General features: G+C 69.8%; 20 protein-coding genes. 7 read left to right on the top strand and 13 right to left on the bottom strand.

What is annotated here, in order from left to right; translation table 11 throughout:
- Window positions 1-35 precede the first annotated feature (35 nt).
- The 3 genes from EV659_RS03015 to EV659_RS03005 all read left to right on the top strand — a co-directional run bounded on the left by EV659_RS03015 (window position 36) and on the right by EV659_RS03005 (window position 4704).
- Window positions 36-1754: a PAS domain-containing sensor histidine kinase gene (locus EV659_RS03015; protein WP_132707335.1), complete on the top strand. Its 1719-nt coding sequence runs from the start codon at window positions 36-38 to the stop codon at window positions 1752-1754.
- A gap of 64 nt (window positions 1755-1818) precedes the next feature.
- Window positions 1819-3069, top strand: coding sequence for a trans-sulfuration enzyme family protein (locus tag EV659_RS03010; RefSeq protein ID WP_132707333.1), 1251 nt, complete (start codon window positions 1819-1821; stop codon window positions 3067-3069).
- Between the two features lie 159 nt (window positions 3070-3228).
- Complete coding sequence (locus EV659_RS03005) at window positions 3229-4704, top strand: DUF4139 domain-containing protein (protein ID WP_132707331.1); 1476 nt, start codon at window positions 3229-3231, stop codon at window positions 4702-4704.
- A gap of 203 nt (window positions 4705-4907) precedes the next feature.
- On the opposite strand, the gene EV659_RS03000 is transcribed toward EV659_RS03005, so the two are convergent.
- Genes EV659_RS03000 through EV659_RS02985 form a run of 4 tightly spaced genes read right to left on the bottom strand, consistent with a single transcriptional unit; the run spans window position 4908 to window position 10747 of the window.
- Window positions 4908-5222 (bottom strand): DUF3240 family protein, encoded by a 315-nt coding sequence (locus EV659_RS03000; protein WP_132707330.1) that lies wholly within the window; start codon window positions 5220-5222, stop codon window positions 4908-4910.
- Complete coding sequence (locus EV659_RS02995) at window positions 5215-8307, bottom strand: efflux RND transporter permease subunit (protein WP_132707328.1); 3093 nt, start codon at window positions 8305-8307, stop codon at window positions 5215-5217. Before EV659_RS02995 ends, EV659_RS03000 begins: the two co-directional genes overlap by 8 nt.
- Window positions 8307-9443, bottom strand: a complete 1137-nt coding sequence (locus EV659_RS02990; RefSeq protein ID WP_132707326.1) for an efflux RND transporter periplasmic adaptor subunit — start codon at window positions 9441-9443, stop codon at window positions 8307-8309. The genes EV659_RS02995 and EV659_RS02990 overlap by 1 nt, the downstream gene beginning before the upstream one ends.
- Window positions 9440-10747: a TolC family protein gene (locus tag EV659_RS02985; RefSeq protein WP_132707325.1), complete on the bottom strand. Its 1308-nt coding sequence runs from the start codon at window positions 10745-10747 to the stop codon at window positions 9440-9442. The genes EV659_RS02990 and EV659_RS02985 overlap by 4 nt, the downstream gene beginning before the upstream one ends.
- Window positions 10748-11008: 261 nt before the next feature.
- On the opposite strand from EV659_RS02985, the gene EV659_RS02980 reads away from it, so the two are divergent.
- Window positions 11009-11803, top strand: coding sequence for a dienelactone hydrolase family protein (locus EV659_RS02980; protein WP_132707323.1), 795 nt, complete (start codon window positions 11009-11011; stop codon window positions 11801-11803).
- Window positions 11804-11854: 51 nt separating this feature from the next.
- Here the strand turns inward: EV659_RS02980 and EV659_RS02975 are convergent, their stop codons facing one another.
- The 5 genes from EV659_RS02975 to EV659_RS02955 all read right to left on the bottom strand — a co-directional run bounded on the left by EV659_RS02975 (window position 11855) and on the right by EV659_RS02955 (window position 16739).
- Window positions 11855-13012 (bottom strand): GNAT family N-acetyltransferase, encoded by a 1158-nt coding sequence (locus EV659_RS02975; protein WP_132707322.1) that lies wholly within the window; start codon window positions 13010-13012, stop codon window positions 11855-11857.
- Window positions 13013-13191: 179 nt separating this feature from the next.
- On the bottom strand, window positions 13192-13653 hold the full coding sequence (locus EV659_RS02970) for a RidA family protein (RefSeq protein WP_132707321.1): 462 nt from the start codon (window positions 13651-13653) through the stop codon (window positions 13192-13194).
- Window positions 13654-13750: 97 nt separating this feature from the next.
- Window positions 13751-14434, bottom strand: a complete 684-nt coding sequence (locus EV659_RS02965; protein WP_165878677.1) for a GGDEF domain-containing protein — start codon at window positions 14432-14434, stop codon at window positions 13751-13753.
- Between the two features lie 265 nt (window positions 14435-14699).
- Window positions 14700-16019 carry a DNA polymerase IV gene (locus EV659_RS02960; RefSeq protein ID WP_132707317.1) on the bottom strand — a complete coding sequence of 440 codons (1320 nt, stop codon included), beginning with the start codon at window positions 16017-16019 and terminating at the stop codon, window positions 14700-14702.
- 54 nt (window positions 16020-16073) lie between these two features.
- Window positions 16074-16739, bottom strand: a complete 666-nt coding sequence (locus EV659_RS02955; protein WP_132707316.1) for a hypothetical protein — start codon at window positions 16737-16739, stop codon at window positions 16074-16076.
- Between the two features lie 201 nt (window positions 16740-16940).
- Here EV659_RS02955 and EV659_RS02950 point away from each other — a divergent pair, with 201 nt between their 5' ends.
- Complete coding sequence (locus EV659_RS02950; RefSeq protein ID WP_132707314.1) at window positions 16941-17306, top strand: response regulator; 366 nt, start codon at window positions 16941-16943, stop codon at window positions 17304-17306.
- 6 nt (window positions 17307-17312) lie between these two features.
- Complete coding sequence (locus EV659_RS02945; RefSeq protein ID WP_132707313.1) at window positions 17313-18869, top strand: PleD family two-component system response regulator; 1557 nt, start codon at window positions 17313-17315, stop codon at window positions 18867-18869.
- Here EV659_RS02945 and rpmG read toward each other — a convergent pair.
- On the bottom strand, window positions 18862-19029 hold the full coding sequence (rpmG, locus tag EV659_RS02940) for a 50S ribosomal protein L33 (RefSeq protein ID WP_132707311.1): 168 nt from the start codon (window positions 19027-19029) through the stop codon (window positions 18862-18864). The genes EV659_RS02945 and rpmG overlap by 8 nt on opposite strands.
- A gap of 265 nt (window positions 19030-19294) precedes the next feature.
- Between rpmG and EV659_RS02935 the strand changes: the two genes are divergently transcribed.
- On the top strand, window positions 19295-20065 hold the full coding sequence (locus EV659_RS02935) for a hybrid sensor histidine kinase/response regulator (protein WP_132707310.1): 771 nt from the start codon (window positions 19295-19297) through the stop codon (window positions 20063-20065).
- 297 nt (window positions 20066-20362) lie between these two features.
- Here the strand turns inward: EV659_RS02935 and rnr are convergent, their stop codons facing one another.
- The 3 genes from rnr to dprA all read right to left on the bottom strand — a co-directional run bounded on the left by rnr (window position 20363) and on the right by dprA (window position 26898).
- Window positions 20363-22756, bottom strand: a complete 2394-nt coding sequence (gene rnr, locus EV659_RS02930; protein WP_200287496.1) for a ribonuclease R — start codon at window positions 22754-22756, stop codon at window positions 20363-20365.
- 6 nt (window positions 22757-22762) lie between these two features.
- The gene (gene topA / locus EV659_RS02925; RefSeq protein ID WP_132707308.1) at window positions 22763-25627 is read right to left on the bottom strand and encodes a type I DNA topoisomerase; all 2865 of its coding nucleotides are present in this window, start codon (window positions 25625-25627) and stop codon (window positions 22763-22765) included.
- Between the two features lie 155 nt (window positions 25628-25782).
- Window positions 25783-26898, bottom strand: a complete 1116-nt coding sequence (gene dprA / locus EV659_RS02920; RefSeq protein ID WP_132707306.1) for a DNA-processing protein DprA — start codon at window positions 26896-26898, stop codon at window positions 25783-25785.
- Between the last annotated feature and the right edge of the window lie 9 nt (window positions 26899-26907).

Below are 26907 nucleotides of genomic sequence, written 5' to 3'. Positions count from 1 at the left end.
ACCGCCCGGTCGGACGGCGCGATCGCACGACCGAGATGGACACGCCGTCGCCGCGCGACCGGCCGTCGTCCAGCCCGGCTGAGCCGGACCATGGCCGGTCCGACCCGGTGGCGGCCGGTCGGCTTGGGGCCGATCGGACACCGGTCGATGACGGCCGGGCGGAGGCCCGTGGCGGATGCGGCCAGCAAGCCCCGGCGGGCGTTCTCGACAGTCTGTTGGTGGATCAGAGCTGTGCGGCGTTTCTGTGCGATGCCGACGGCACGGTGGTGGCGCGCAATGCCACCAGCACCGCCGTCTGGCCCGACCTGAGCCCGTTTGCGGCGCGCCTCGAACCGGTGGCCGCGGGGGTGGCGCAGGGGCAGCAAAGCCAGGTGATGGTCGAGAGCGGTCAGGCGTGGCTGGCGCAGCGCTGTTTTCGCGGTCGGGTGTTCCCTGTTCGGCCGCCGGCATGGAACGACATCGCGGTCGCGGCTGTGTTCGAGGACATCACCGACGACCGGCACTGGCAGGCCGCCGGCGCCACGCGGCCCGAGGATGACGCCCGGCTGTCGGATTTCGCGCGGGCGGCCTCCGACTGGTTCTGGGAGACCGACGCCGACGGCCGGCTGACCGTCCTGTCGCAGCGTTATACGGCGTTGACCGGGCGGCCGTCGGTGATCGTGCTGGGCCAGCCGCTGTCGGCGGTGGCGCGGATCAATGTGACCGCCGACGCCCCTGGCCGGGTCGATGGCGATGGCGGTCTGGACCGGGGCGGCGGCCGCCATTACCGGGTCGACGATTTGCTGGCCGCCCGGCGTGGCTTTCGCGACGTGGAGGTGGCGCTGATCTGCCAGGACCAGGCGACCCTGCCGGCGCTTCTGTCGGGCGTGCCGGTGTTCGACCCGCAGACCGGCGAATTCGCCGGCTTTCGCGGCTCGGGTCGGGATATCACCGCGCTCAAGCGACGCACCAACGAGGCACTCGCGGCGCGCGCCGAGCTTGAGGACACGCTGCTGGAGTTGCGCACCCGCAACCTTGAACTCGACGTGGCCTCGGCGCGCGCCGAAGCGGCGCTCAAGGCCAAGAACGAGTTTCTGGCCTCCATGAGCCACGAACTGCGCACACCGCTCAACGCCATCATCGGCTTCAGCGAGGCCATGACGCTGCAGGCGTTCGGCCCGCTCGACGGCAAGTATCAGGAATATGGCAACGATATTCTGGGCTCTGCGCGCCACCTGCTCGGGCTCATCAACGACATTCTCCAGGTCTCGCTGATCGAAAGCGACAAGCTGGAGATCGAGGAAGAGGCCGTGTCCTTGTCCGACATGGTGCGTCAGGCCCATGCGATGTTGACGGTTCGGGCCGAGCGCCAGGGGGTCGACCTGTCGCAGGTGGCGTATGACGGCGATCTTGCGGTGCTGGCCGACCCGCGTCGGTTGCTCCAGGTGTTGACCAATCTGGTCACCAACGCGGTCAAGTTCACGCCGTCGGGCGGCTCGGTCGGCGTCCAGGTGCGCGGGCCCGAGGACGACGGGCTGATCCGGGTGACCGTGTGGGACACCGGCCAAGGCGTCCCCGAAGAACACCGCGAGGCGATTTTCAACCGCTTCCACAAGGGCGCGAGTTCGGTCTATGCCAGCAGCGGCGAGGGCGTCGGGCTCGGCCTGTCGATCAGTCGCCACCTGGCCCAGGCGATGGGCGGCAATCTGTGGCTGGAAGACAGCAGCGACGCCGGCAGCCGCTTCACCATCGACCTCAAGCCCGCCGCAGCTTAGAACGGGTCCCACGCGGGGGCGCGACCGCCCATCCGTGCCGTGCCATTACACCGGGACCGACCCCATGACCTGCTCAGAGCCGCGCTCCGAGACCACAACAGAGCCCTCCGCCGAGCACTTCGCCGGGCGTGGCGGCGACCGCCCGACCGCGCCGCGCACCTCGACCGCCGGGCTGGCGCCGGCGACCCTGTGCGCCCAAGCGGGCCATGCGCGCGACGCCGCCACCGGCGCGGTGGTGCCGCCCGTTCACCTGGCCACCACCTATGCCCGCGACGCCGACTATGCGCTGATCGGCCCGGAATATACCCGCGACCAGAACCCCAGCTATGCGGCGGCTGAGCGGGTGATCGCCGGCCTTGAAGGCGGGGCTGAGGCGGCGCTGTTCGCGTCGGGTCAGGCGGCGGGCCAGGCGGTCGCTGCGGCGCTGGTGCCGCCCGGCGGGCGCATGGTGGTGCCCACGCTCGGCTATCACGCGCTGTTGCGCCAGTTCGCGCGGCTGGGCCGGCGCTATGGCTTCGCCGTCGACCGCTACGACGCCCGCGACCCGGACGCCCTGGCGCGCACGATTGCCGCCGGGCCGGTGGATCTGGTCTGGGTCGAGACGCCGTCGAACCCGCTGTGGCAGGTGGTGGACATCGCCCGCGCGGCCGAACTGGCGCACGCCGCCGGGGCGGTGCTGGCGGTCGACAACACCGCCATGACGCCGCTGTTGCAACGGCCGCTGGCGCTCGGCGCCGATCTGGTGATGCACTCGGCCACCAAGGCGCTCAACGGCCATTCCGACGCCATGGCCGGCGTGCTGGTGACCGGACAGGCCGACGAGACCTGGGCCCGGGTGCGCGCCGAACGCGCCCAGGCCGGCGCGGTGCCCGGGCCGTTCGAGGCCTGGTTGCTGCTGCGCGGCCTGCGCACCCTGGCGCTGCGCGTGGGCCAGGCCTCGGCCAATGCGCTGGCGCTGGCCGAGGCGCTGATGGGCCATCCGGGCGTCGAGGCGGTGCTCTATCCGGGGCTGGCCGACCATCCGGGCCACGCCGTCCACCGCGCCCAGACCGACATCCGGCGCGGCCATGGCAGCCTGCTGTCGATCCTGGTGCATGGCGGGGCGACCCGGGCCCGGCGGGTGGCGTCGGCGACCCGGCTGTTCATCCCGGCGACCTCGATCGGCGGCGTGGAAAGCCTGATCGAGCACCGCCACACCATCGAAGGCCCCGACAGCCCGACGCCGGAGAGCCTGTTGCGCCTGTCGGTGGGCATCGAGGACGCGGACGACCTGATCGCCGATCTGGTCCAGGCCCTCGACCGCACGGCGCCCTGATAGGGCCCCGGCAGTCTCGGACCATCTCTGGCACGGGCCCTGGTCCGCCTTGCGCCCCGTTGCCGCCGGCTTCCGGCCCGGCCACACTGGCGGCCGCGGTCGGATCACAGTTTCGCCACGCCGCCGGGTTGTGATCGCCCAAGGACAATGGAGGACTATATGGCTCAGACGACGATTTCCCGCCCCCGGCGTCATGGCGTTGCCGCGCTGGCGCTGACCGCGCTGCTCGGCTCGGGGCTCGGCTCGGGCGCGGTGGTTTTGGCCCCGGCCGCCCGGGCTGCCGACGCGCCGGGCGAGCGCACCGCCACGGTCGACCAGCGCACCGGCCTGTCGTTGACCATCTATAACGACGATCTGGCGCTGGTGCGCGACGCCCGCCGGGTCGATCTGCCGCGCGGCCGTACGCGGCTGGCGTTCGAGGGCGTGGCCCCCGGCATCGACGCCCCGACGGCGCTGCTCAAGGCGCCGGGGGTGACGCTGGTCGAACAGAATTTCGACTATGACCTCTTGACCCCGCAGAAGCTGCTGGACAAGGCGGTGGGTGGCACCGTGCGGCTCTATCGCACCAACCCCGCGACCGGTAAGGAGACGGTGGAGACCGCGCGCGTGCTGGCCGCCAATGACGGCGCGGTGCTGCGCATCGGCGACCGGATCGAGACCCTGGCCGGTGACCGTCTGCCCGGCCGCATCGTCTTCGACAGCATCCCCGACACCCTGCGCGCCGAGCCGACGCTGAGCCTGACGCTCGACGTGCCCGAGGCGGGCGAGCGGCCCTTGTCGCTCACCTATATGACCGGCGGTCTGTCGTGGCGCGCCGATTATGTGGGCGTGCTGTCGGCCGACGAGACCGACTTGTCGCTCCAGGGCCTGGTCACGCTGACCAATGACAGCCCCATGGCGTTCGACCAGGCGCTGACCCAGTTGGTCGCCGGCGACGTCAACCGGGTGCGCGACGACCGGCGCAACGACATGGTCCAGCCGCGCATGGCGATGATGGCCGAGGCCCGCGGCCAGGCCGAAAGCGAGGCGCTGATGGACTATCACCTCTACACGCTGCCCGAGCGCACCACCATCGGCGCGCGCCAGACCAAGCAGGTGGGCTTCCTCCAGGCCGACGGCGTGCGGGTCGCCAAATCCTACAGCCGGCGCTTCTACGGCTTCAACACCGCGCCCAAGCCGGTGCCGGCCCGGGTCGCGCTCGACCTCACCAACGACGCGGCGAGCGGGCTCGGCCAGCCGCTGCCCGCCGGCATCGTGCGCGTCTACACCGCCGACAGCGCCGGGCGCGCGCAATTCGTCGGCGAGGACCGGATCGACCACACGCCCAAGGCCGGCGACGTCCGCCTGGCGCTTGGCGAGGCGTTCGACGTGCGCATCGAGCCCAAGCTGGTGGCGCGCCAAGAGGTCGCGCGCGACCGCGACACGCGGGTCTACGAGGCGACCCAGCGCTACACGGTGACCAATGCCCGGGCCGAGCCGGTCACCGTGGCGGTGGAACAGGCGATGCCCGGCACCTGGGAGATTCTGGACGAGAGCCAGCCCCACGAGCCGGTCGACGCGCGCACCCTGCGCTGGACGGTCGAGGTGCCGGCCGAGGGCGAGACGGTCCTGGAACTGCGCGCCCGCATCCGCTGAGTGAACGACGCCGAGGGCGCGGCGGTCTGGTCGCCCCCTCGGCGCCCGCGCCTGGCCATGGCGGCCCCCCTGGCCGCCGTCCGGTTCGGGGCCAAGCACCGGCTGGATGGCGTCGCTGGCGCTCGCCATGACGGCTGAATGCGGGCACGGCGGCGAAACGCCGGACGGTGCGGTCCTTGTGCCCGCCCCGTCCGGCGCGTGGTCTACAGCCGTCCCGAGCCGAGCACCGGCAGCAGCCAATAGCGCAGGCCGGTGCCGGCGAAGTCTTGTTCCAGGCCGGCGAGCAGGTTGTGCGCGCGCTCGGCCGGGCACAGCAGTTGGAACGCCACGCCCTCGCGGCGGCCGGCGACCTGTTCGCGGACCGTCATGGTCGACGGGGCCTCGCCATGGCCGCGCCCGGCGAAGCTGAAGAAACCCGGCGCCTCGGCGCGCGCCATCAGCCAGTCGACCATGTCGGTCTCATGGGCCGGCGGCACCATCAGGGTCAGGATCACCTCGGCGGTGGCGAACTCAGTCATGGGCGAGCGCTCCCTTCACGCCGGTGGCGGTCTTGACGCCGAACCGGCGGTACAAAATCGGCAGGATGATCAGCGTCAACAGGGTCGACGAGATGACCCCGCCGATCACCACGATGGCCAGCGGGCGCTGCACCTCGGAGCCGGGGCCGCTGGCCAGGGCCAGCGGGATCAGCCCGAAGGCGGTGATCGAGGCGGTCATCAACACCGGGCGCAGGCGCCGCTCGGCGCCCTCCTGGACCAGCCGGTCGAGCGACCAGCCGCGGTCGGCCAGATGGTTGAAATGGGTGATCATCACCACCCCGTTCATCACCGCGATGCCCAACAGCGCGATGAAGCCCACCGACGCCGGCACCGACAGATACTCGCCGGTGATCGCCAGGGCGACCACGCCGCCGACCAGGGCGAGCGGGATGTTGCTCAACACCAGCACCGCCTGGCGCACGCTGCCCAGCGTCGAGAACAGGATCAAAAAGATCAGCCCGAGCGCGATCGGCACCACCACCATCAGCCGCTTGGCGGCGCGCTGCTGGTTTTCGAACTCGCCGCCCCATTCGAGATAATAGCCGGTCGGCAGGTCCACCTGGGACGCGACGGCGGCCTGGGCGTCCTCGACGAAGCCCACCAGGTCGCGGCCCGAGACGTTGGCGATCGCATAGGCCAGCCGGCTGCCGCGTTCGCGCGCGATCGCCACCGGGCCCTCGACGCGCTCGATGGCGACGATGCGGCCGAGCGGCACGGCGCGGTGGTCGGGCAGGGTGATGCGCAGGCTTTCCAGGCGCACCGGCGAGGTGGCCATGTCGCCGCCGGTCTTGATCTGCATGGGCAGGCGCCGGTTGCCCAGATAGATGGTGCCCACGTCGAGCCCTTCGAGCTGGGCGCGCAGCACGTCGGCGACCTGGTCGACGCCGAGCCCCAGCCGCCCGGCGGCCATGCGGTCGATGGTCAGGCGCAGATATTGCTGACCCTCCTGGGTCGGCGTGTAGACGTCGGCGGCGCCGGGCACCTGGGCCACCACGTCGACCACCCGCTGGGCAACCCGGCTGAGCGCGGCCGGATCGTCGCCGAAGATCTTGATCGCCAGGTCGCCGCGCACCCCGGTCAACATCTCGTCGACGCGCATCTGGATCGGCTGGGTGAAGGTGGTGGCGACGCCGGGGAAGCGGTCGAGCAGGGTGCGGATGCGGTCGATCAGCGCGTCCTTGCTGGCCACCGTCCACTGGTCGCGCGGCGCCAGTTCCAGGAACGTGTCGGTCTCGTTGAGCCCCATGGGGTCGAGGCCGATCTCGTCCGAGCCGGTGCGCGCCACCGTGCCGGTGACTTCCGGCACCTCGGCGAGCAGGGCGCGCTGGAACGACAGGTCGATGTCGAGCGACTGGTCGAGCGTGATCGACGGCTGTTTCTGCAACTGGACGATAAGGTTGCCCTCGTCCATGGTCGGCATGAAGGTCTTGCCCACCTGGGTGAACAGCAGCCCCGCCACCGCCAGCAGCCCCAGCGCGCCGCCGATCACCAGCCGGCCGTGGCCGAGCGCCAGTCGTAGCGACGGCCGGTAGAGCGCGTGCAGCCGGCGCACCAGCCACGGGTCGCGGCCGCCCGGGCGCAGCAGGAACGAGCCGACCACCGGGATCACCGTCAGCGCCAGCACCAGCGCGCTCGCCAGCGCGAACACGATGGTGATCGCCACCGGGCGGAACAGCTTGCCTTCGAGCCCCTGCAGGCTGAGCAGCGGCAGGAACACCACGATGATGATGCCGATGCCGGCGGTCACCGGGGCGGCCACTTCCGTCGCCGCGCGGTACAAAAGGTGCAGGCGCGGCAGGCCGCTTTGGCCCTGGTCGCGCAGCTTGGTGGCGCTGTTCTCGACCACCACGATGGCCGCGTCGACCAGCAGACCGATGGCGATCGCCAGCCCGCCCAGGCTCATCAGATTGGCCGACAGCCCCACCGTGTGCATCAGGATGAACGTGGCCATGGCCGCCAGGGGCAGCACCAGCGCCACGGTCAGCGCCGCGCGCCAGTCGCCCAGGAACACCATCAACAGCAGGATCACCAGCACCACCGCTTCCAACAGCGCCTCGGTGATCATGCCCACCGCGCGTTCCACCAGGTCGCCGCGATTGTAGAACACGCGGATCTCGACGCCGTCGGGCAGGCTTTGTTGCAGCGTCTCCAGCTGTGCCTCGACGCCGGCGACCACTTCGCGGGCATTGGCGCCGCGCAGGCCCAGCACCAGCCCCTCGACCGCCTCGCCGACGCCGTCGCGGGTGACCCCGCCATAGCGGGTCAGATGGCCGAAGCGCACGTCGGCCACGTCGCCGACGCGCAGCGGCTCGGCCGGGTCGGCGCGGATCACGATGCGGCGGATGTCCTCAAGCGTGGTCACCGCCCCTTGGGTGCGCACCAGCAGGGTTTCTTCGCCGTCGTCGATGCGGCCGGCGCCGTCATTGCGGTTGTTGGCCGCCAGGGCGGCGCGCAACTCGGCATAGGTGGTGCCGGTGCCCTCCATGCGCGCCGGGATCGGGCTGACCTCATAGGTCACCGCCTTGCCGCCGAGCGCGTTGACGTCGGCCACACCCTTGACGCCGCGCAGTGCTGGACGGATCACCCAGTCGAGCAGGGTGCGCCGCTCGGTCAACGACAGGTCGCCGCCCTGGATGGTGAACATGAACATCTCGCCCAACGGCGTGGTCAGCGGCGCCACGCCGCCCTCGACGCCCGCCGGCAGGTCGCCGCGGATGCCGGTCAGCCGTTCCTCGACCCGGGTGCGCGCCCAATAGATGTCGGTGCCCTCGGTAAAGTCGATGGTGATGTCGGCGAGCGCGTATTTGGTGGTCGAGCGCAGCAGATTGACCCGCGGGATGCCGAGCATCTCGCGCTCCAGCGGGCCGGTGATGCGTTCTTCCACCTCTTCGGGCGTCATGCCCGGCGCCTTCATGATGATCTTGATCTGCGGCGTCGACACGTCGGGATAAGCGTCGATGGGCGTGTTGCGATAGGACCACCAGCCGCCGGCCAGAAGCGCGCCGGCAAGCAGCATCAAGAGCAATCGCTGGGTCAGCGAAAATTGCACCAGGCGTGTCAACATCACTGCGCCCCCGTCTCGGCCCAGACGCCCTTGAGCGCCGACGACCCGCCGGTGGCGATGCGGTCATCGCCCGCCAGGGCGGCGCGCACCACCAGGCTGTCGGGCTCGCGCGCGACCACCTCGACGGCCAGGGGCCGGAAGCCCCCGGCCTCGGCGACGAACAGATAGGTCCGGCCGTCGCGGCGCACCACGGCGCTGCGCGGCACCCGCCAGCCCTCGCCGTCGTCGAGCGCGCGGGCGATCTCGGCCTCGATCAACTGGCCCGGGCGCAGGGCGTCGAGCCCCTCGGTCACCTCGGCGCGCACCAGCACGCCCTGGTCGATCCGGTGCACGATGCAGCCGACCGCCATCACCCGGCCCTGGGCCGCGCCGCCTTGGATGCTGACCGCGAGCCCCTCGGTGAACTGCCGGCAACTGTCGATGGGCGCATGGATTTCCAATTGCAGCCGGGCGATCTGCGCCAGTTCGTAGACCGGCGCGGCGCGCTCCAGCCGCTCGCCCACGGTGGCGCGCTGGCTGACCACCATGCCGGCGATCGGCGCGCGCAGCACCAGCCGGCTGTCGAACTCGCGGCGCTCGGTCAGCCGGTTGAGGTCGGCCTGGGTCAGGCCGGCCAGCAACAGCGACTGGCGCTGTTCGTCGCGCCGCGCGCGGGCGTCGTCGAGGGCGTTTTCGCTTTCCTGCAAGCGCCGTTCGGAGATGATCCCCTCGTCGCGCAGGCGGCGGTCGCGGTCGGCCTCGCGCTCGGCCAGGTCGAGCGCCAACAGCGCCTGGATATAGCCGCGCTGGATCTGCACCAGTTCAGGGCTTTGCAATTCGGCCAACACCTGGCCCTTCTCGACCCGCTCGCCCTGGGCCACCAGCATGCGTTCGACGACGCCGGCCGCGCCCACGGTGACCATCTGTTTGTCGGCATTGGGCACCACCACCTGGCCCGGCAAGGGCGCCGAGAAGGCTTGGGTGACCGGCTCGGCGCGGCCGACGGTGATGCCAAGCGCGCCTTGTTGCGCCTCGCTCATGGTCAACAGCGGGCCGGTACCGTCCTGCGGCTGGGCGGCGAGGTCGGGGGCCAGCAGCGCCAGCGCCACGAGAGCGGCGGCGGCGGTGCGCGCGGATGGGATCGGGCAGGGGATCACGGCATGACTCCGGCGGCTTGATTATAGTCGGCGATGGCGCGGCCCAGGTCGACGGCGCGGCGCTCGGCATCGGCGATGGCGCGCAGCGCTTCTTCCCGGGCGCGCAGCAGCGCCACCAGGTCGGACTCGCCGACCTCGAACGAGATACGCGCCAGACGCAGCGCTTCCTCCGCCGTGGCGCGCCGGCGGTCGGCGAGCGTCGCCGCGCGCCGGGCGGCGTCAAGCCGGTGTTCGGCGGCGTCGAGCGCCAGGCGCAGGTCGCGGCGTATCTGGGCCAGGGCGCGTTCGGCCTGGGCCAGGCTGTCAAGCGCGCCGACCTCGGCGGTGCGGTTGAACAGGCCGAAATCCAGCGGCACGGTGACGAACACGCCCAGCGACCCGATGGTTTCGGCGCCGCGTTCGGGCCGCTCGCCGCGCATGCCGACGCCGACGCTGGGCTTGGTGGTCCAGGTCTTGCCCGCCACCCGGTGCGCCTGGCGCGCCCGGTCGCGCTCGGCGAGTGCGCGGCGCGCGTCCGGGTGGTCGGCCAGGTCGACGGTCTCGGCTGCAACCGCGGTCTCGCGCAGGCCCGCGGGCAGGGCGGTGAGCCCGGTCAGTTCGGTGAAGCGGTGGCGCGCATGGGTCAATTCGGCCTCGGCGTCGACCACGGCGCTTTCCTGCGCCAGCGTCTCGGCCTGGACCAGCGGCAGGTCGGCCTCGGGGCGCTCGCCCTCGCGCACCCGGATCGCCAGGTCGCGTTCCAGCAGTCGGGCGGTCTCTTCGGCGCGTTCGGCCAGCGCCAGGTCGACCGCGGCGCGGCGCACCACCCAGGCGGCCTCGCGCACCTGGCCCGCGACCATCAGCGCCACGCTGTCGGCCAGCGCGGCGGTGGCGTCGCTGCGCTGGCGTGACAGGGCGCGGCGGGCCTGACGCTCGCCCGGCGGCGTGATCGGCACATTGACCGTGGTTTCCCACTCGCGCTCGCCGATGGCGTCGGCGACCCGGTCGGTCTGATAGCGCCCGGTCAGCGTCGGCGCCTGGCGCACCCAGCGCCCGGCGTCGCCGCGCTGCACCCGGTCGGCGCGGCGCCGGCCGACGATCTCGGCGGCGGCAGGGTGGCGGGCGATCGCTGCGTCCACCGCCGCCGCCAGAGACGCCGCCAGAGACGCCGCCAGAGACGTCGACTGCGACGCCGACCGAGACGCCGCCTGGGCCGTCGCCATAGCGGTCGCTGCGGGGGCTTCGGTTGCTGCGTCGGCGGTGTCGGCCGGCGGCATGTCCTGGGCGCGTGCCACCGCTGCCGGGGTCGAAAGGCTCAGGCCCAAGGACAGGCATAAACCATAGGACCAACAAGACAATAGATTTTGCAAATCACTCTCGCTTCACGCGTTTCAATTGGTCGGCCAATGCTATGCTGTCCCCTACCATAGTCGGCAAGTGACGCCTAAGTTTATATTTTCTTTGCATTTGCTAGTGAAACGCAGCGACTTTTTCGGTCTTGGCCGGGTGCCAGCCGATTGCCCTGGGCCGGTGGCTGACTTAAGCTCGGTCGATCATATTGCGATCCCATGGGCAGGGAGACGGCCATGACGGCGGATCAACCGGGCGTTGCCCGACGGCAAGTGTTGCAGGGCGTTTTGCAGGGCTTGGGCGGTCTTCCGCTGGCCGCGGTGCTGGCCAATCCCGCGCTCGCCCAGGCGGCCGCCGAGACGCTGACGGACGTGACCATCGAGACCGCGGACGGGCGCAGCGTGTCGGGCGCGCTGGCGCTGCCCGAGACCTTGCCGGCCCCCGCGGTGATCGCGATTCACGAATGGTGGGGGCTCAACGATCAGATTAAGACCGTGACGGCGGAGTTCGCCCGCCAGGGCTATGTGGCGCTGGCGGTGGACCTCTATGACGGTGTCGTCGCCGACACGCGCGAGCGGGCATCGGCCTTGGTGCGCAGCATCGACGATATCGAGGCCACCGAGACCATGGCCGCCTGGGTCGACTGGTTGCGCGCCCATGAGGCGACCACCGGGCGGTTGGGCACGGTCGGCTGGTGCTTTGGCGGCGGCTGGTCGTTGAACACGGCGATCGCCGCGCCGGTCGAGGCGTGCGTGATCTATTATGGCCGCTGCGACCGTCCGGCCGAGGCGATGGCGCGCCTGCAAGGCCCGGTGCTGGGGCATTTCGCCACCCAAGACGGCTATATCGACGCCGCCATGGTCGACCGCTTCGCCGACGCCATGAACGCGGCCGCGCGCTCCTATACGGTGCACTGGTACGAAGCCGACCACGCCTTCGCCAACCCCACCGGCGCGCGCTATGACGCCGCCGACGCCCAGCTTGCCTGGGCGCGCACGCTCGACTTTCTCGGCCGCCACCTGCGCGCCTGACCGGGCCCTTAAGGCTCCATCGGGCGGTCAGGGGGGCGGCGTCGGGGGCGCTCAGCCGTCGGCGTCGTGGCGGAACGGCAGGTGCTCGGCGAACAGCGCGGCTTCGGCGCTGATCACCCGGCGCTCGCGCGACAGATAGTGCTCGACCGCCTCGTGAAACCCGGGGTCGGCCAGCCAGTGTGCCGACCAGGTGGTGTTCGGCTCGTAGCCGCGGGCCAGCTTGTGCGGGCCCTGGGCGCCGGCTTCGACCCGGTCGAGGCCATGGGCGATGGCGAAATCGATGGCCTGATAATAGCAGACCTCGAAATGCAGGTGCGGGTGGTGCTCGGTGGCGCCCCAATAGCGGCCATAGAGCGTGTCGGCGCCGAGGGCGTTGAGCGCGCCGGCGATGTAGCGCCCGTCGCGCCGCGCCATCACCAACACCAGCCGCTCGCCCATCGCCTCGCCGACCATCGAGAAGAAGGCGCGGCTCAGATAGGGCCGGCCCCATTTGCGCATGCCGGTATCCTGGTAGAAGTCGAAGAACCGGTCCCAGACCGCCTCGGTCAGATCGGCGCCGGTCAGCCAGTCGATCTCGATGCCCGCCGACAGCGCCTCGCGCCGCTCCTTGCGCACCTGCTTGCGCTTGCGCGACGCCAATTGGGCCAGAAAGTCGTCGAACGCGGCATAGCCGCGATTGTGCCAGTGGAACTGTTGGTCGGTGCGCAGCAGCAGGCCGTGGCGTTCCAGGCGCCGGGCCTGATCCTCGGGCGCGAAAGTGACGTGCAGCGACGACACGCCCCGGCGGCGCGCCAGGGTCAGCGCGGCGGCGATCAACTGGTCGGCGGTGTCGCCCGGTTCGCCGGGCCGGGTCAGCAGCCGCGGACCGGTCGCCGGGGTGAACGGCACGCAGGCCTGGAGCTTGGGATAATAGCGGCCGCCGGCGCGGGCATAGGCATCCGCCCAGGCATAGTCGAAGACATATTCGCCCTGGGAATGGCCTTTCAGGTACAGCGGCATAGCCCCCCGGATGCCGCCCGCGCCGTCGGGCAGCACCACATGCTGGGGCGCCCATCCGGTCTCGGCGGTGGCCGAGCCGGAACGTTCGAGGGCGCCCAGAAAGGCGTGTGACACGAACGGATTGTCGGTGCCGGCGCAGGCGTCCCAGGCGGCGGCGTCCAGATCGTCGATACGGGCCAGGATCTGGGCCTCGAAAGCGATGTCGTCCATGGCGCGGCGGTCCCCCTCGCGGCGTGTCGCGGTGGGCGTCAAGGTCGCGGCCGGCGCCCTCGGTTTATACGCACGCCGGCGCCGGGCCGATGACGGTGGCGGCGCGCGTCCGGTCCGGTGCCGTCCAAGGGCTGGCCTTGGCCGGGCCGGAAGCGGCGGCTAAGCGGCGTCGCGGCCGCTCAGGCGTTGATGGCGATCAGCGCGTCGATTTCGACGGCGACGCCGAGCGGCAGGGCGTTGACGCCCACGGCGGCGCGCGAATGGCGGCCGGCCGCGCCGAACACCTCGACCATCAGGTCGGAGGCGCCGTTGATCACCGCCGGCTGGTCGGTGAAGTCCTCGGTGCAGCGCACGAACCCGCCGAGCTTGACCACCCGCGCGACCCGATCCAGATCGCCCAAGGCCAGCTTGACCTGGGCCAGAATGTTGAGCGCGCAGGCGCGGGCGGCTTCCTGACCGGCCGCCACGTCCAGATCGGCGCCCAATCGGCCGGTGATCAGCCGGCCGTCGGCGGTCTTGGCGATCTGGCCGGAAATGCTGAGCAGGCCATCGGCGGCGACGAACGGCACATAATTGGCCACCGGCGCCATGGCGTCGGGCAGGGTGAGGCCGAGGCTGGCAAGACGGTTTTCGGCTGACATGGGGCTGGGCTCCTTCACAGACGGGTCGGCCGGCGCCAGGCGGCGACGGTCCGAATGCCTGATAGCAGCCGTGGGCGGATCGCTCAATCCGCGCGGGTTACCGGGGCCAGCCACCCACCGCTGCGACCGCTGGCTGGGCCGGACTGACGGCGCGTTTTTCGGCGTACATGCGGCGATCGGCAGCGGCCACGGTTTCGTCGGCGCTGCGCTTGGGGTCGAGCGGCTCGATGCCCAGGCTGGTGCTGATCCCCAGCCAGGTGTCGGCCCACGGGATGCGCAACCGGTCGATCCGGGCCTGTAGCGTGCGCAGCCGGCGCGCAGCGCCCCCCGGCGTCGCCGGCGCCATGACCACGACGAATTCGTCGCCGCCGATGCGGCCGGCGAAGTCCTCCACCCGGACGCCGTCGCGCAACACCTCGGCCACGTGGCACAGCAGCCGGTCGCCGGCATTGTGGCTGAAGGTGTCGTTGACGGCCTTGAACCCGTTGAGGTCGAAATAGCCGATCACCCCGTCGGTGCCATGGCGGCGGGCGGCGGCCAGCGCACGGTCGAGATGGGCTTCGAAGGCGCGGCGATTGCCGATTCCGGTCAGTTCGTCGGTCATCACCAGGCTTTCCAGTTGGGCGATGCGCGCTTGCTGGTCGGCCAGGCGCTGGCTGGCGACAACGGCGAAATTGAGCATTTCGGCCACCAGGCCGCGTTCGCCGTCGCCCGGACCCCCGGTCGCCCCCGCGCCCTGGACCATCTGGCCCTCGACCAGGCGGGCAATCATCCGCGCCATCCCCGCCTCGTCGGTCCCATGACTGGGCAAAAGGGTTAACATGTCCGTCACCATGGGCGGTCCCTCGCCAACAACACCAGTTACAGCCCGCCAATTAAGCAAGGGCGATGCCAAACCGCCTTTTGCCGTCGACAATTCGTGGCGAATTGTTTCGACAAGGCAAGGGCGCGCAACGGCTCGGTAAATCCGGCCGCGGCCGGCAGAATCTGCCGGGCAGAAAGCGCCCGCCAGACCGCCGCCGGCGATCGGAGGCGCGTGCAGGGTGTTAACTGTTTTCCGGCGGATCGGGATCGCTGCCGGCGGCGCCCCTGGCCGTCAGCGCGCGGCCGAGGCGCACCGCGCCATCGCCGAAGCGGCTGCGCAAACTGTCCATGGCGCGTTCCACTTCGGTGCGCTTCGCGCGCTCGGCGTCGATCAGGTCGGGGCCGTCGGCGCGGTCGGGCGGACCCAGATGGTCGACGCCGACGCCGATCAGGCGAAACGCTGTCCGGCCGTCGCATGCCTGGGCCAGCAGCGGCCGGGCGGCATCATACAGGCGATGGGCCAACTGGGTCGGCTCGTCGAGCGCGTGCGAGCGCGTGCGCAGCCGGTGGTCGGCGGTTTTGAGCTTGAGGACCACGGTGCCGCCCGCGAGGCGTTTGCGTTTGAGCGCCGTCGACAGCCGTTCGCATTGGGTCCATAGCACCGGCTCCAGGGCGTCGAGATGGGCCAGATCCCGGGCCAGGGTGGTCTCCGACGATACCGATTTGGGCGCGCGTTCAGGCGTCACGCTGCGCGCGTCCTCACCGCGCGCCAGGCGATAGAGCCGGCGCCCCATGACACCGTGGCGACGCATCAGCGTGGCTTCGTCGAGCGCGCGCAAATCGGCGATGGTGCGGATGCCGTCGGCCGCCAATTTGGCCCGCAAGGCCCGGCCGACGCCCCAGATCGCCGACACCGGCAGCGGCGCCAGAACGTCCCGGGTCTCGGCCCGGCCGATGACCGCAAAGCCGCGCGGTTTGCGGAAATCGGACGCCAGCTTGGCCAGGAACTTGTTGTGGCTGAGGCCAATGCTGGCGGTAACCCCGACCTCGTCTTCGATGCGGCGTTGCAGCGCCACCAACATGTCGGCGGGCGGCCGGCCGTGCAGCCGCTCGGTGCCCGACAGGTCGAGGAACGCCTCGTCGATGGACAGCGGCTCGACCGCCGGGGTCAGCGCGGTCATCAGGGCGCGGATCTGGGCGCTGACGGCGGCATATTTGGCCATGTCCGGGCGGATCACCACGGCATGGGGACACGCTTTCAGCGCCTTGAACATGGGCATGGCCGAGTGGACGCCGTAGGTGCGCGCCACATAGCAAGCGGTCGCCACCACGCCGCGCCGGCCGCCGCCGACGATCACCGGCCGGGGCTCCAGGCTCGGGTCGTCGCGCTTTTCCACCGCAGCATAGAAGGCGTCGCAGTCCAGATGGGCGATCGCCAGCGTGTCCAATTTGTCGTGGCGCACCAGGCGCGGGCTGCCGCAGGCGGCACAGCGCCGGCCCCGGTCGCCGTCCGGCGTGCCGCGATGGCCGCAATCCTGGCACAGGCTGGTGGTGGCGGCCATGGCCGCGTCTCCCTTGGCTGTTCGCCGGCCCTGACCGGCGGTTCCGATTGCCGGTCAAAAGCCGGCGTCGGTCATGTGCCGGTCGATATAGGGGCCCGCGTCGGCCCAGCGGTCGATGCGGGCGTGGGCGCCGTCGGCCGGGCCGATCAGCCGGGCCAGCCGGGGGTCGGCGACGAAATGGATGCGATGCACCGGCGGCGCGGCGTCGGCCACCGAGGCGATGTTGCCCGGCAGATCGTCGAGAAACAGGCACGGCGCGCGCCGCCCGGCGACCAGCGCCGCCACCGCAGGGCCCTTCGGCCCGGCATTGGCGACCAGCGGATAGGCGAAGCCCTGCGCTGCCATGGCCCGTTCGCGCGCTGCGCGGGCGGCCATCGGCACGTTGCTCAACACCACGATGTCGGTGCGCCGGGACAACTGCGCCAACGCCTCCACCGCGCCGTCGACCGGCGGGCAATCGGCAACCCGTTCGTCGAAAAAGCGGGCGATCAGGCCGTGGACGGTGGCGTCGTCGGCGACCGCGCCGCTATCGGCGTGGCGGACATTGCCCGACAGGCGGAAGCTGTCGAAGCGGACCGTGAACCCGGCATCGTCCAGAAACCGTTCGAGCGTGACGGCGAACTGCACCAACACCTCGTCGGCGTCGCAGATCAGCAACGGACGGTCGGCATCGACGGGCAGGCGGACGATCTGGTCGGCAATCGGCGGAGCGAGCGACATATGGCAGTAAACCCTTTTACACGGACATGGAGAAATTATGACCAATTTTAAGGCCGGTTGCACTTGTCAGGATTTGCCGGCATGGTGGGGATGGTTGTGGCTGGTCCGTCCGTGGTTCGCGAGCATGCCGCATCATCCTGTGCTGCCTCTGGTTTCCGGGTCTCGCGCCCCCGCCCGGGAAGGACAAGGGAACGGAGTTCCATGCCGAAGAAGGTGCTGATTGTCGAAGACAATGATCTGAACATGAAACTGTTCTGCGATTTGCTGGAGGCGCATGACTTTACGACAATCCAGACCCGCGACGGCATGGCCGCGCTGGAACTGGCGCGGACGGAAAAGCCCGATTTGATCTTGATGGATATCCAACTGCCCGAGGTGTCGGGTCTGGAGGTGACCAAATGGATCAAGGAGGACGAAGAGTTGCGGTCGATCCCGGTGGTTGCGGTGACCGCGTTCGCCATGAAGGGCGATGAGGAAAAAATCCGTGAAGGCGGCTGCGAGGCGTATATCGCCAAGCCGATTTCGGTGGGCAGCTTTCTTGAAACGGTCAAGCAGTATGCGGGCTGAGGGTCGATGACGGCGCGTGTCCTTGTTGTTGACGATGTGCTGCCGAACGTCAAGTTGCTGGAAGCCAAGCTGACCAGCGAATATTTCGACGTTCTGACGGCGACATCCGGTCCCGAAGCGCTGGAGATCGTCCAGCGTGAATTGCCCGATATTGTCCTGCTCGACGTGATGATGCCGGGTATGAACGGCTTTGAGGTGTGCCGGCGCATCAAGACCGAGCCGGCGACCGAGCATATTCCGGTGGTCATGGTCACTGCGCTCGACCAGCAATCGGACCGTATCGCCGGGCTCGAAGCCGGCGCCGACGATTTTCTCACCAAGCCGGTGCAGGACGTGGCCCTGTTCGCCCGGGTCAAGTCGCTGGTGCGGCTGAAGGTGATGATGGACGAGCTGCGCAACCGGGAGAACACCGGGCTCAGCCTGGGCTGGAACATTGACGAGCCGGAAAGTCGCCACGAATTGCCGCCGCCGGGCGAAGTGGATGTGCTGGTGGTCGACGAGCGTCAAAAGGCGGCTCAGCGCATTGCCCATGGCCTCGCCGACACCGCGCAGGTGTCGTTCATCGCCGGCAACGAAGCGGTCGCCGAGCATGTGCGCGAGAAAAACTACGATCTGGTGATCATCTCGCTGTCGATGACCGAGGTGGACGGTCTGCGCATCGTCTCGCGTCTGCGCTCGTTCGAGGAAAGCCGCCATTTGCCGCTTCTGGTCATCGTCGACGACGACGAGAAGGGCACACGGCAGTTGGTCCGGGCACTGGAGATGGGGGTCAATGATTATCTGATCCGGCCGATCGACCGGTTGGAATTGTCGGCGCGCGCCCGCACCCAGATCCGCCGCAAGCGGTTCACCGACCAGTTGTGGGAAAACTTCCACATGTCCATGCAACTGGCCACCACCGATGCGGTGACCGGGCTTTACAACCGTCACTATATGACCAGTCACCTGGAAACCCTGGTGATCGCGGCGCGCCAGCATCGCAAGCCGCTGAGCCTGGCACTGATGGACATCGACCGGTTCAAGGTGGTCAACGACACCCACGGTCACGCGGTCGGCGACGAGGTGTTGCAGGATTTCGCCCGCCGCATCGCGCGCAATGTGCGCGGCGTCGATCTGGCCGCGCGCTACGGCGGCGAGGAATTCGTGGTGGTGATGCCCGAGACCGGCCTGCAAGACGCCGGACGGATCTGCGAACGGCTGCGCGCCACGGTGGCCGATGACCCGTTCCGGGTGTCCACCGGCGTCGAACTGGACGTGACCACGTCGATCGGGCTGGCCGCTTTCGATCCGTCGATGCGCAAGTCGAGCGCGCTGCTGGATCTGGCCGACAGTGCCTTGTATGCGGCGAAGAATCAGGGCCGCAACCGGGTTGTTTTCGCTGATCCCGACGGCGGGCCGAGCCCGGCGGCCAAGACGGTTGCACGCGATCCGCAGGGCAAGGCGGCATCGCTATCCGCGCCCGGTGCCGAGGGCACCGGGGCGAGCCAGGGCAAGGCGGGCGACCCGGCGGCACCGTCTCCGGCGGCCGAGAACGCCCGCAAGGCGTCGGGGCGCGCTACTTGATCTTGGCTTCCTTGAATTCGACATGCTTGCGCGCCACGGGGTCGTATTTGCGCAGGGTCAGCTTGTCGGTCATGGTGCGCGGGTTCTTCTTGGTCACGTAGAAATAGCCGGTATCAGCGGTGCTGACCATCCGGATCTTGATCGCTGCGGGCTTTGCCATCGTTGTTCACTCCAGGAACGTCGCGGAAACCGGGACGGGCGGCAGCCGGCCGTCCGACGGAAATTCAAGCCCGCGACCATAAGCGTCCGTCGGCCCATGTCAAGCCTGGCCTATGGCGAGCCTGGCTTCTGTTCCGTCGGGCCGTGCCAGGCATTCTCGGCGCTGGAGCTTTTGGCCTAACCCGGTCTTAAGAGTTTAGGGGGTACAGGCCGAGCCATGGTTGCGACAACAACGCCGCGCTACTTGTTTGGGAAGGGCATACGGGATGAACGAGTTTGTTAGCTTTGACGATCTGACCGCCGAGGCGCTGGATGCAGCCGACGACCGTATTGCCGAGATCAACCGCCAGATTGCCGCCGCGCGCGCCGGGGAGCAATCGCCCGAGACCGCGCTCAGCGAGATCCGCGGCCTGGCCAATTCGCTCAAAGGCGTCGGCCAGACCTACGGGATTTCCGTGTTGCGGGTGCTGTCGCATCGGCTGGAGGATTATCTGGCCGAGGTCAAGGACCTGAGCGACGCGGTGCTCGACGACGTGCAGGTGTTCGCCGACCGGACCGCCGAGGCGCTGGAAACCCATCTCAAGGCATCGGCCGACGAGATCGCCCAGTTCGTTCGCCGCCTGCCCGCCAAGGGGAGTGCCGGTTTCGAGGTCAGCGACGTGCGCGTGCGCGATATCGAGGTGATGCTGGTCATGGAGCCGTCCACGGCGACGCGTTTCGTCACCCGAGAGTTGCAGGAATGCGGCTATCGCATGACCAATGTCTGGTCGACCATCGACGCCTTTCAACTGGTGCCGCACATCCGCCCCGACCTGGTCATCGTCTCGAACGTGATGCGGGATCTGACCGGCGTGGATTTCTGCTGTGCGATCAAGGCGATGCCCAGCACCAAAGATACCCTGGTTGCGCTTTTGACCAGCGAACGCCGGGACAATGCGGCGTTCAAGGCGCTGCCCGAAGGCGTGCCGGTGCTGTCCAAGTCGAGCCGTTTCGGCGACGACGTGACCCGGGTGTTCTCGGATCTGGGGCTGCTCTGAGCCCCAAGGGCCACCTCTCTTCGGGTCGGGTTCGAGCGCCCGGTGGCCGACGGCGGTGGTTCGCTCCCGCCGTGATGCCGCTCGGAAGGCCCGGGCCTGTCAGACCGGGCTGGCTCCGTCCTGCTCCCCCAAACCGATAGGTCGAGCCGCCGCCAGGCGGCTTGGCAAGCCATGGACGCCGGCGGTCGGATCGAGGCCCGGCGGGGTCTTGCGCCCATGGCCGGCGGCGATTGGAGGGCGTCGCTGCGCTTGGCCCATGGCGGGTGGACGATCGCGGAGGGTGCCTTGCCGCTGCGCTCAGCGGCGTTTGCCGGCGGTCTTCCGCCTCGGCGGCTTGCCGCGCCCGCCCTTGGCGCCTTTGGGGCCCTTGGCCGACGCCTTGGCCTTGGTTCGGCCCGGCTTCGCCTTGGCCTTGCGCGGGGGGCGGCCGTTAGCGCCCGGGCGGCCGGCTGGCAGGCTGGGTTCCCCTAGCAATTCCATGCGCAAGCCGCCCTTGACCGGTGCCACCTCCACCAGCCGCACGTCGGCCCGGTCGCCGAGCCGATAGGTCTGGCCGAACCGCCGGCCAACCAGCGCGCGGGCGTTTTCGTCGAACACATAATAGTCGTCGCCGAGCGAGCCCACCGGCACCAGCCCCGAGGCGCCGGTTTCGTCCAACTCGACGAACAGGCCGAAGCGGGTGACCCCGGCGATGCGGCCGGCGAAGATCTCACCCACCCGACCCGCCAGATAGGTCGCCAGATAGCGATCCACCGTGTCGCGCTCGGCCAGCATGGCGCGGCGTTCGGTGGTGGAGATGTGCTCGCCGATGCGTTCCATCTGCTCGGCATCGGCGTCGGTCAGGCCGTCGCCGCCGAGGCCGAGCGCGCGGATCAGCCCGCGGTGGACCAAGAGGTCGGCATAGCGCCGGATCGGCGAGGTGAAGTGTGCGTAGCGCGCCAGGGCGAGGCCGAAATGGCCGCGGTTTTCGGGCGAGTAATAGGCCTGGGTCTGGCTGCGCAGCACCACCTCCGAGACCAGATGCTCGACCTCGGCGGCGCGGGCGCGGTCGAGCACCCGGTTGAACACCGCCGGGCGCACCGTCTGCGCCTTGGGAAACGCCAGATCCAGGCTTTCCAGGAATTCGCGCAGGCTGTCCAGCTTGTCCACCGAGGGTTCTTCGTGCACCCGATACATGCAGGGCGTGCGCTTCTGTTCGAGCGTTTCGGCCGCGCACACATTGGCCAGGACCATGAAATCCTCGACCAGCCGGTGGGCGGGCAGGCGCTCGCGTTCGCGGATCGCCACCACCCGGCCGGCGTCGTCGAGCTCGATCTTCTTCTCGGGCATGTCCAGGTCGAGCGGCTGGCGCGCCGCGCGCGCGCGGGCCAGCGTCTGGTGGGCGGCGAACAGCGGTTTGACCACGGTCTCGGTCAGCGCCTCGCCCACGGTGCCGTCGTCATGGCCGTCGGCGGCGAACTGGGCGTCTTCGTAGGTCAGATTGGCCGCCGAGCGCATCAGGGCGCGCATGAACCGGTGGCGGCGCTTGTGGCCGTCGCGGTCGATCCAGATGCGCACCGCCATGCACGCCCGGTCCTGGCCCGGCATCAGCGAGCACAGATCGGTGCTCAGCGCCTCGGGCAGCATGGGCACCACCTGGTCGGGGAAATAGGCGCTGTTGCCGCGTTCGCGCGCCGCCTTGTCGAGCGCGCTGTCGGGCCGCACATAATGGCCCACGTCGGCGATCGCCACGGTCAACACCCAGCCGTCGGGGTTCGCCGGGTCGGTGTCGGGTTCGGCGTGGATGGCGTCGTCATGGTCGCGGGCGTCGCGCGGGTCGATGGTGATCAGCGCCACATCGCGCAGGTCGGTGCGCCGGCCAAGGCTGACCGGCTGGGCCTGTTCCGCCTGCTCGATCGCCGCCTTGGGAAACACCGTCGGCAGGGCGTGGGCGTGGATGGCGATGCGGCTGATCGCGCGCGGGCCGGACACGTCGCCGAGCCGCTCGATCACCCGCACCGGCTTGAGCCCCATCGGGCGGTGCTTGTGGCCGCGGCCGGCCGGTTCGGCCAGCACCAGTTCGCCGTCTTCGGCACCGCCGTCGTCGCCGCGGTCGACCCAAAAATCCTTCTTGGCGCCCTTCTGGATCGGCTCGACCCGGCCGCCGAGGTCGCCGCCGCGAAACACCCCCAGGATGCGGTTGGGCTGGCTATCGAGCACCTTGATGATGCGCGCGGTATAGGTGCGCTGGTCGCGATTGAGGCTGAGCCTGACCAGCGCCCGGTCGCCCTTGGCAAGCGCTGGGCCGCGGCGGCGCTTGTCGGGCGCCAGATAGATGCGCGGCGGTGCGCCGTCGCCGTCCCAATGGGTGGGCGCGGCCAGCGGGTCGCCGTCCACGTCGGTGCCGGTGATCTCGACCACGGTGACCGAGGGCAGGGCGTTGGCGGTGCGCAGCGACTTGGCCGGGTCCTGTTCCAGCGCGCCTTCGTCCTTGAGCGCGCGCAACCGGGCCTTGAGCTCCACCTTGTCGGCGCCCTTGACCTTGAAGTGGCGGGCGATGTCGCGCTTGGTGACCCGGGCGTCGGCCTGGGCCACATAGGCCAGGATCTCGGCCTTGCTCGGCACCGGGTCGCCGGGCGCGCGGCTGCTGTCCGGCTGGTCGGCGCGCGGCGCGCGCGGTTTTGCCGGGGGCGTGTCGGAGTTGTTGGCCACGGCGCCTCAGCTTTCCGCCGGGTCGGCGGGGCTGCCCGATTTGCCCGCCGTCGCGGCCTTGGCCGCCGTCTTGGCGCCAGCCTTGGGCGCGGTCGATTTGGCCCGCGTTGCCGTCTTGGCGCCGCTCTTGGTCGTCGTCTTGGTGGTGCCTTTCGCGGCGCTGCCGTTGCCGGCGGCCTTGGCAGCGGACGTTTTGGGGCCGGCGGCTTTTGTGCCCGACGCCTTCGCCGTCTTGGTCCCGGCCTTGGCGGTGCTTTTCGTCGCCGTGGTCTTAGCGGCCGTGGTCTTGGCGGCGGTTTTCTTCGCCGGTGCTTTCTTGGCCGGGGTCTTGCGCGCGGCGGTCTTCTTGGCCGGCGCCTTCTTGGCCTTTTCCGCCAACAGCGGCAGCGCCTGTTCCAGCGTCAGGGCCTGCGGGTCCTGGCCCTTGGGGATCGTGGCGTTGACCTTGCCGTGTTTGACGTAAGGCCCATAGCGGCCGTCGAAGATCGCCACCGGTTCGTCGTCGTCGGGATGGCTGCCCAGTTCCTTGAGCGGTGTCTGCGCGGTTGCCCCGCGCCGCTTGGTCTTGGCCTCGGCGATCAGCGCGACGGCGCGGTTGATGCCCACCGAGAACACCTCGTCGGTGGACGACAGCCGGCCATACTGGCGCTGGTGCTGCACATAGGGGCCATAGCGGCCGATATTGGCGGTGATCGGTTCGCCGGTCTCGGGGTGCAGGCCGACCTCGCGCGGCAGCGACAGCAACTGCACCGCCGTGTCCAGGTCGAGCGTCTTGGCGTCGCGGTCCTTGGGGATCGACGCGCGCTTGGGCTTGTCGCCGTCTTCGGCCGGCGGCATTTCCACATAGGGTCCGAAGCGGCCCACCTTGACGCTGACCTCGCGCCCGGTCTCGGGGTGCTGGCCGAGCACCCGGTCGGCGGCCGCCGCCGCGTCCTCGCCGCCGCCCATCACCTGGCCCAAGGGCTTGGTGTGGCGGCACTCGGGATAGTTGGAACAGCCGATGAAGGCGCCGAACCGTCCGGCCTTGATCGCCAGCCGGCCGTCGGCGCATTTGGGGCAGGCGCGCGGGTCGGGATTGTCCTCGGTGGCCTTGAACACCAGCGGGCCCAGATGATCGTTGATGGCGTCGATCACATGGGCGTTGCGGATGCCCAGCACCTCTTCGGTCTTGGGCTTGAAGTCCGACCAGAAGTCCGACAGCACCCGCTTCCAGTCGAGCTGGCCAGCGGAAATCTCGTCGAGCTGCTCTTCGAGCTTGGCGGTGAAGTCATACTCCACATAGCGCTTGAAGAAGCTTTCGAGGAACGCGGTGACCAGCCGGCCCTTGTCTTCGGGGTGGAAGCGCTTCTTTTCCAGCCGCACATAGTTGCGATCCTGCAGCACCGACAGGATCGAGGCATAGGTGGACGGCCGGCCGATGCCCAGTTCCTCCAGCTTCTTGACCAGGCTGGCTTCGGAATAGCGCGGCGGCGGCTCGGTGAAGTGCTGTTCGGGGGTGATCTTGTCGGCGGCCACCGCCTCGCCCTGGGCGAGCTTGGGCAGCCGGGCCTTGTCGTCGTCGTCGCCCTCGTCGTCGCGGCCTTCCTGATAAAGGGTCAGAAAGCCGTCGAACTGGATCACCTGACCGGTGGCGCGCAGCACCGCCGCCCCGTCGGCGGTGGTGATGTCGACGGTGGTGCGTTCGACCCGCGCGCTTTCCATCTGGCTCGCCAGGGTGCGCTTCCAGATCAGGTCGTAGAGCTTGAGTTCGTCGTCGTTGAGTGCCGAGCGCAGCAGCCCCGGACGCCGGCCGAGGTCGGTCGGGCGGATCGCTTCGTGGGCTTCCTGGGCGTTCTTGGCCTTGGACTTGTAGACCCGTGGGCTGGCCGGCAGATAGTCGGGTCCGTAGTGGCTTTCGATCTGGCGGCGCGCGGCGTGCAGCGCTTCCGCAGCGATGGTCACACCGTCGGTCCGCATATAGGTGATCAGACCCGTGGTCTCGCCGTCGAGTTCCTTGCCCTCATAGAGCGACTGGGCGACGCGCATGGTCTTCGACGCCGAGAAGCCGAGCTTGCGGCTGGCTTCCTGTTGCAGGGTCGAGGTGGTGAACGGCGGCTGGGGATGGCGCCGGGCCGGCTTCTTCTCGACCGCCTGGACGGACAGGGCGCGGCCCTCGATGCGGGCCACGGCGGCGCGCGCCGTGGTCTCGTCCTTGAGGTCGAACTTTTGCAGCTTGCGCCCCTCAAGCGCATGGAGGCGCGCCTTGAACGCGTCGCCGCCGGCCGAGGTCAGGTCGGCGGTGACGGTCCAGTATTCCTGCGGTACGAACTGGTCGATCTCGGTCTCGCGCTCGCACACCAGGCGCAACGCCACCGACTGCACGCGGCCGGCCGACTTGGCGCCGGGCAGCTTGCGCCACAACACCGGGCTGAGCGTGAAGCCGACCAGATAGTCGAGCGCGCGGCGGGCCAGATAGGCGTCGACCATCTCCTGGTCGACCTCGCGCGGGTGGGCGACGGCGTCGAGGATCGCCGACTTGGTGATCTCGTTGAACACCACCCGGCGCACCGCCACGCTGTCGACCAGCTTGGGCTTCTTGTGCCGCAACCATTCGAGCACGTGCCACGAGATCGCCTCGCCCTCGCGGTCGGGGTCAGTGGCGAGAAACAGCGTGTCGGCGTTCGACAACTCGTCGGCGATCGCCTTCAGACGCTTCTGGCCGTCGCTGTCCACTTCCCAGGCCATGGCGAAGTCTTGCTCGGGGTCGACCGAGCCGTCCTTGGACGGCAGATCGCGCACATGGCCATAGCTGGCGACCACGCGATAGTCCTGGCCCAAATATTTGTTGATGGTCTTGGCCTTGGCGGGCGACTCGACGACAACGACTTTCATCCCCATCCCTTCTGTCGTGCCCAGCCGGTCCGGTCGGCGGAAGACCCGACCCGGGGGCACGCTGCGATCTGATTGGTTCGGTCCGTCCCGGCGGTTGTGGCCGTTCTGGCCGGTCTGACCGGTTGTTGCCGGTCTCGGTCTTGAGCGTCGGCCGGTCAGGCCAGCGCCACGCGCCCTCCGGGATGGCGCTGAATGGTGCCGCCCAGCTCCATTTCCAGCAAAATGGTCAAAACCCGATCCACGGTCAAGGCGGACAGCCGCACCAAATCGTCGATCGGCGTCGGCGCCGGCGACAACAACAAGCGCAACCGGGCGCGTTCATCGTCGCTGGGCTCGGCCCGGGCGTCGGGCCCGGCGCCGGCGAACAGGGCTCGGGGGCCGGGTTCTTCCATGGGTCGCCTCATGCTGTCCAGCAGTTCCAGTATGTCGCGCGCGCTTTCGACCAAATGGGCGCCGTCGCGCAGCAGCCGGTTGGCGCCCTTGGCCCGCGGATCCAGCGGCGATCCGGGCACCGCGAACACCTCGCGGCCCTGTTCGCCGGCCAGTCGCGCGGTGATCAGCGAGCCCGAGCGCTCGGCCGCCTCGACCACCACCACGCCGAGCACCAGGCCCGAGATGATCCGGTTGCGGCGCGGGAAATGGCGCGCCTGGGGCTCGGTGCCCGGCGGCGCCTCGGTGACCAGCAGCCCCTGGGCGGCGATGCGGTCCTGAAGCGCGGCATTTTCACGCGGATAGCGAATGTCCGCCCCGCCGGCCAACACCGCGACGGTGCCGGTGGCGAGGGCGGCGTCATGGGCGGCGGCGTCGATGCCGCGCGCCAGGCCCGAGACCACCGCCACGCCGGCGGCACCCAGCCCGCGCGCCAGATCGCCGGCCATGCGCCGCCCGGCGGCCGAGGCGTTGCGCGCGCCGACGATGGCGATGCCGGGCGTGTCCAACAGGTGCCGGCTGCCGCGCGCGTAGAGCACCGGCGGCGCATCCTCGATCGCCGACACAAGCGGCGGATAGCCGGTATCGCCCAGGAACAGCGGTTCGGCGCCGATCGCGGCGGCGGCGGCCAGTTCGCGCTCGGCCGCGGCACGGGTCGGGATGGTCGGCGGCTTGGCGCGGCCGCCGCGCCGGGCCAACAGCGGCACCGCTTCGAGCGCCGCGACCGCCGTGCCGTAGCGCGCCATCAACTGGCGGTAGGTGATCGGCCCGACCGTCTCGGTGCGGATCAGGCGCAGCCGGGCAAGGCGCTCGGCTTGGGGCAGGGAGGAGGACGCTTCCATGGCATCATG

This window comes from Rhodothalassium salexigens DSM 2132 (assembly GCF_004341375.1).
Classification (GTDB): Bacteria; Pseudomonadota; Alphaproteobacteria; order Sphingomonadales; family Rhodothalassiaceae; genus Rhodothalassium; species Rhodothalassium salexigens.
Note: the sequence above shows the minus strand (reverse complement) of the source record. Positions and strands in the feature narration are given on the sequence as shown.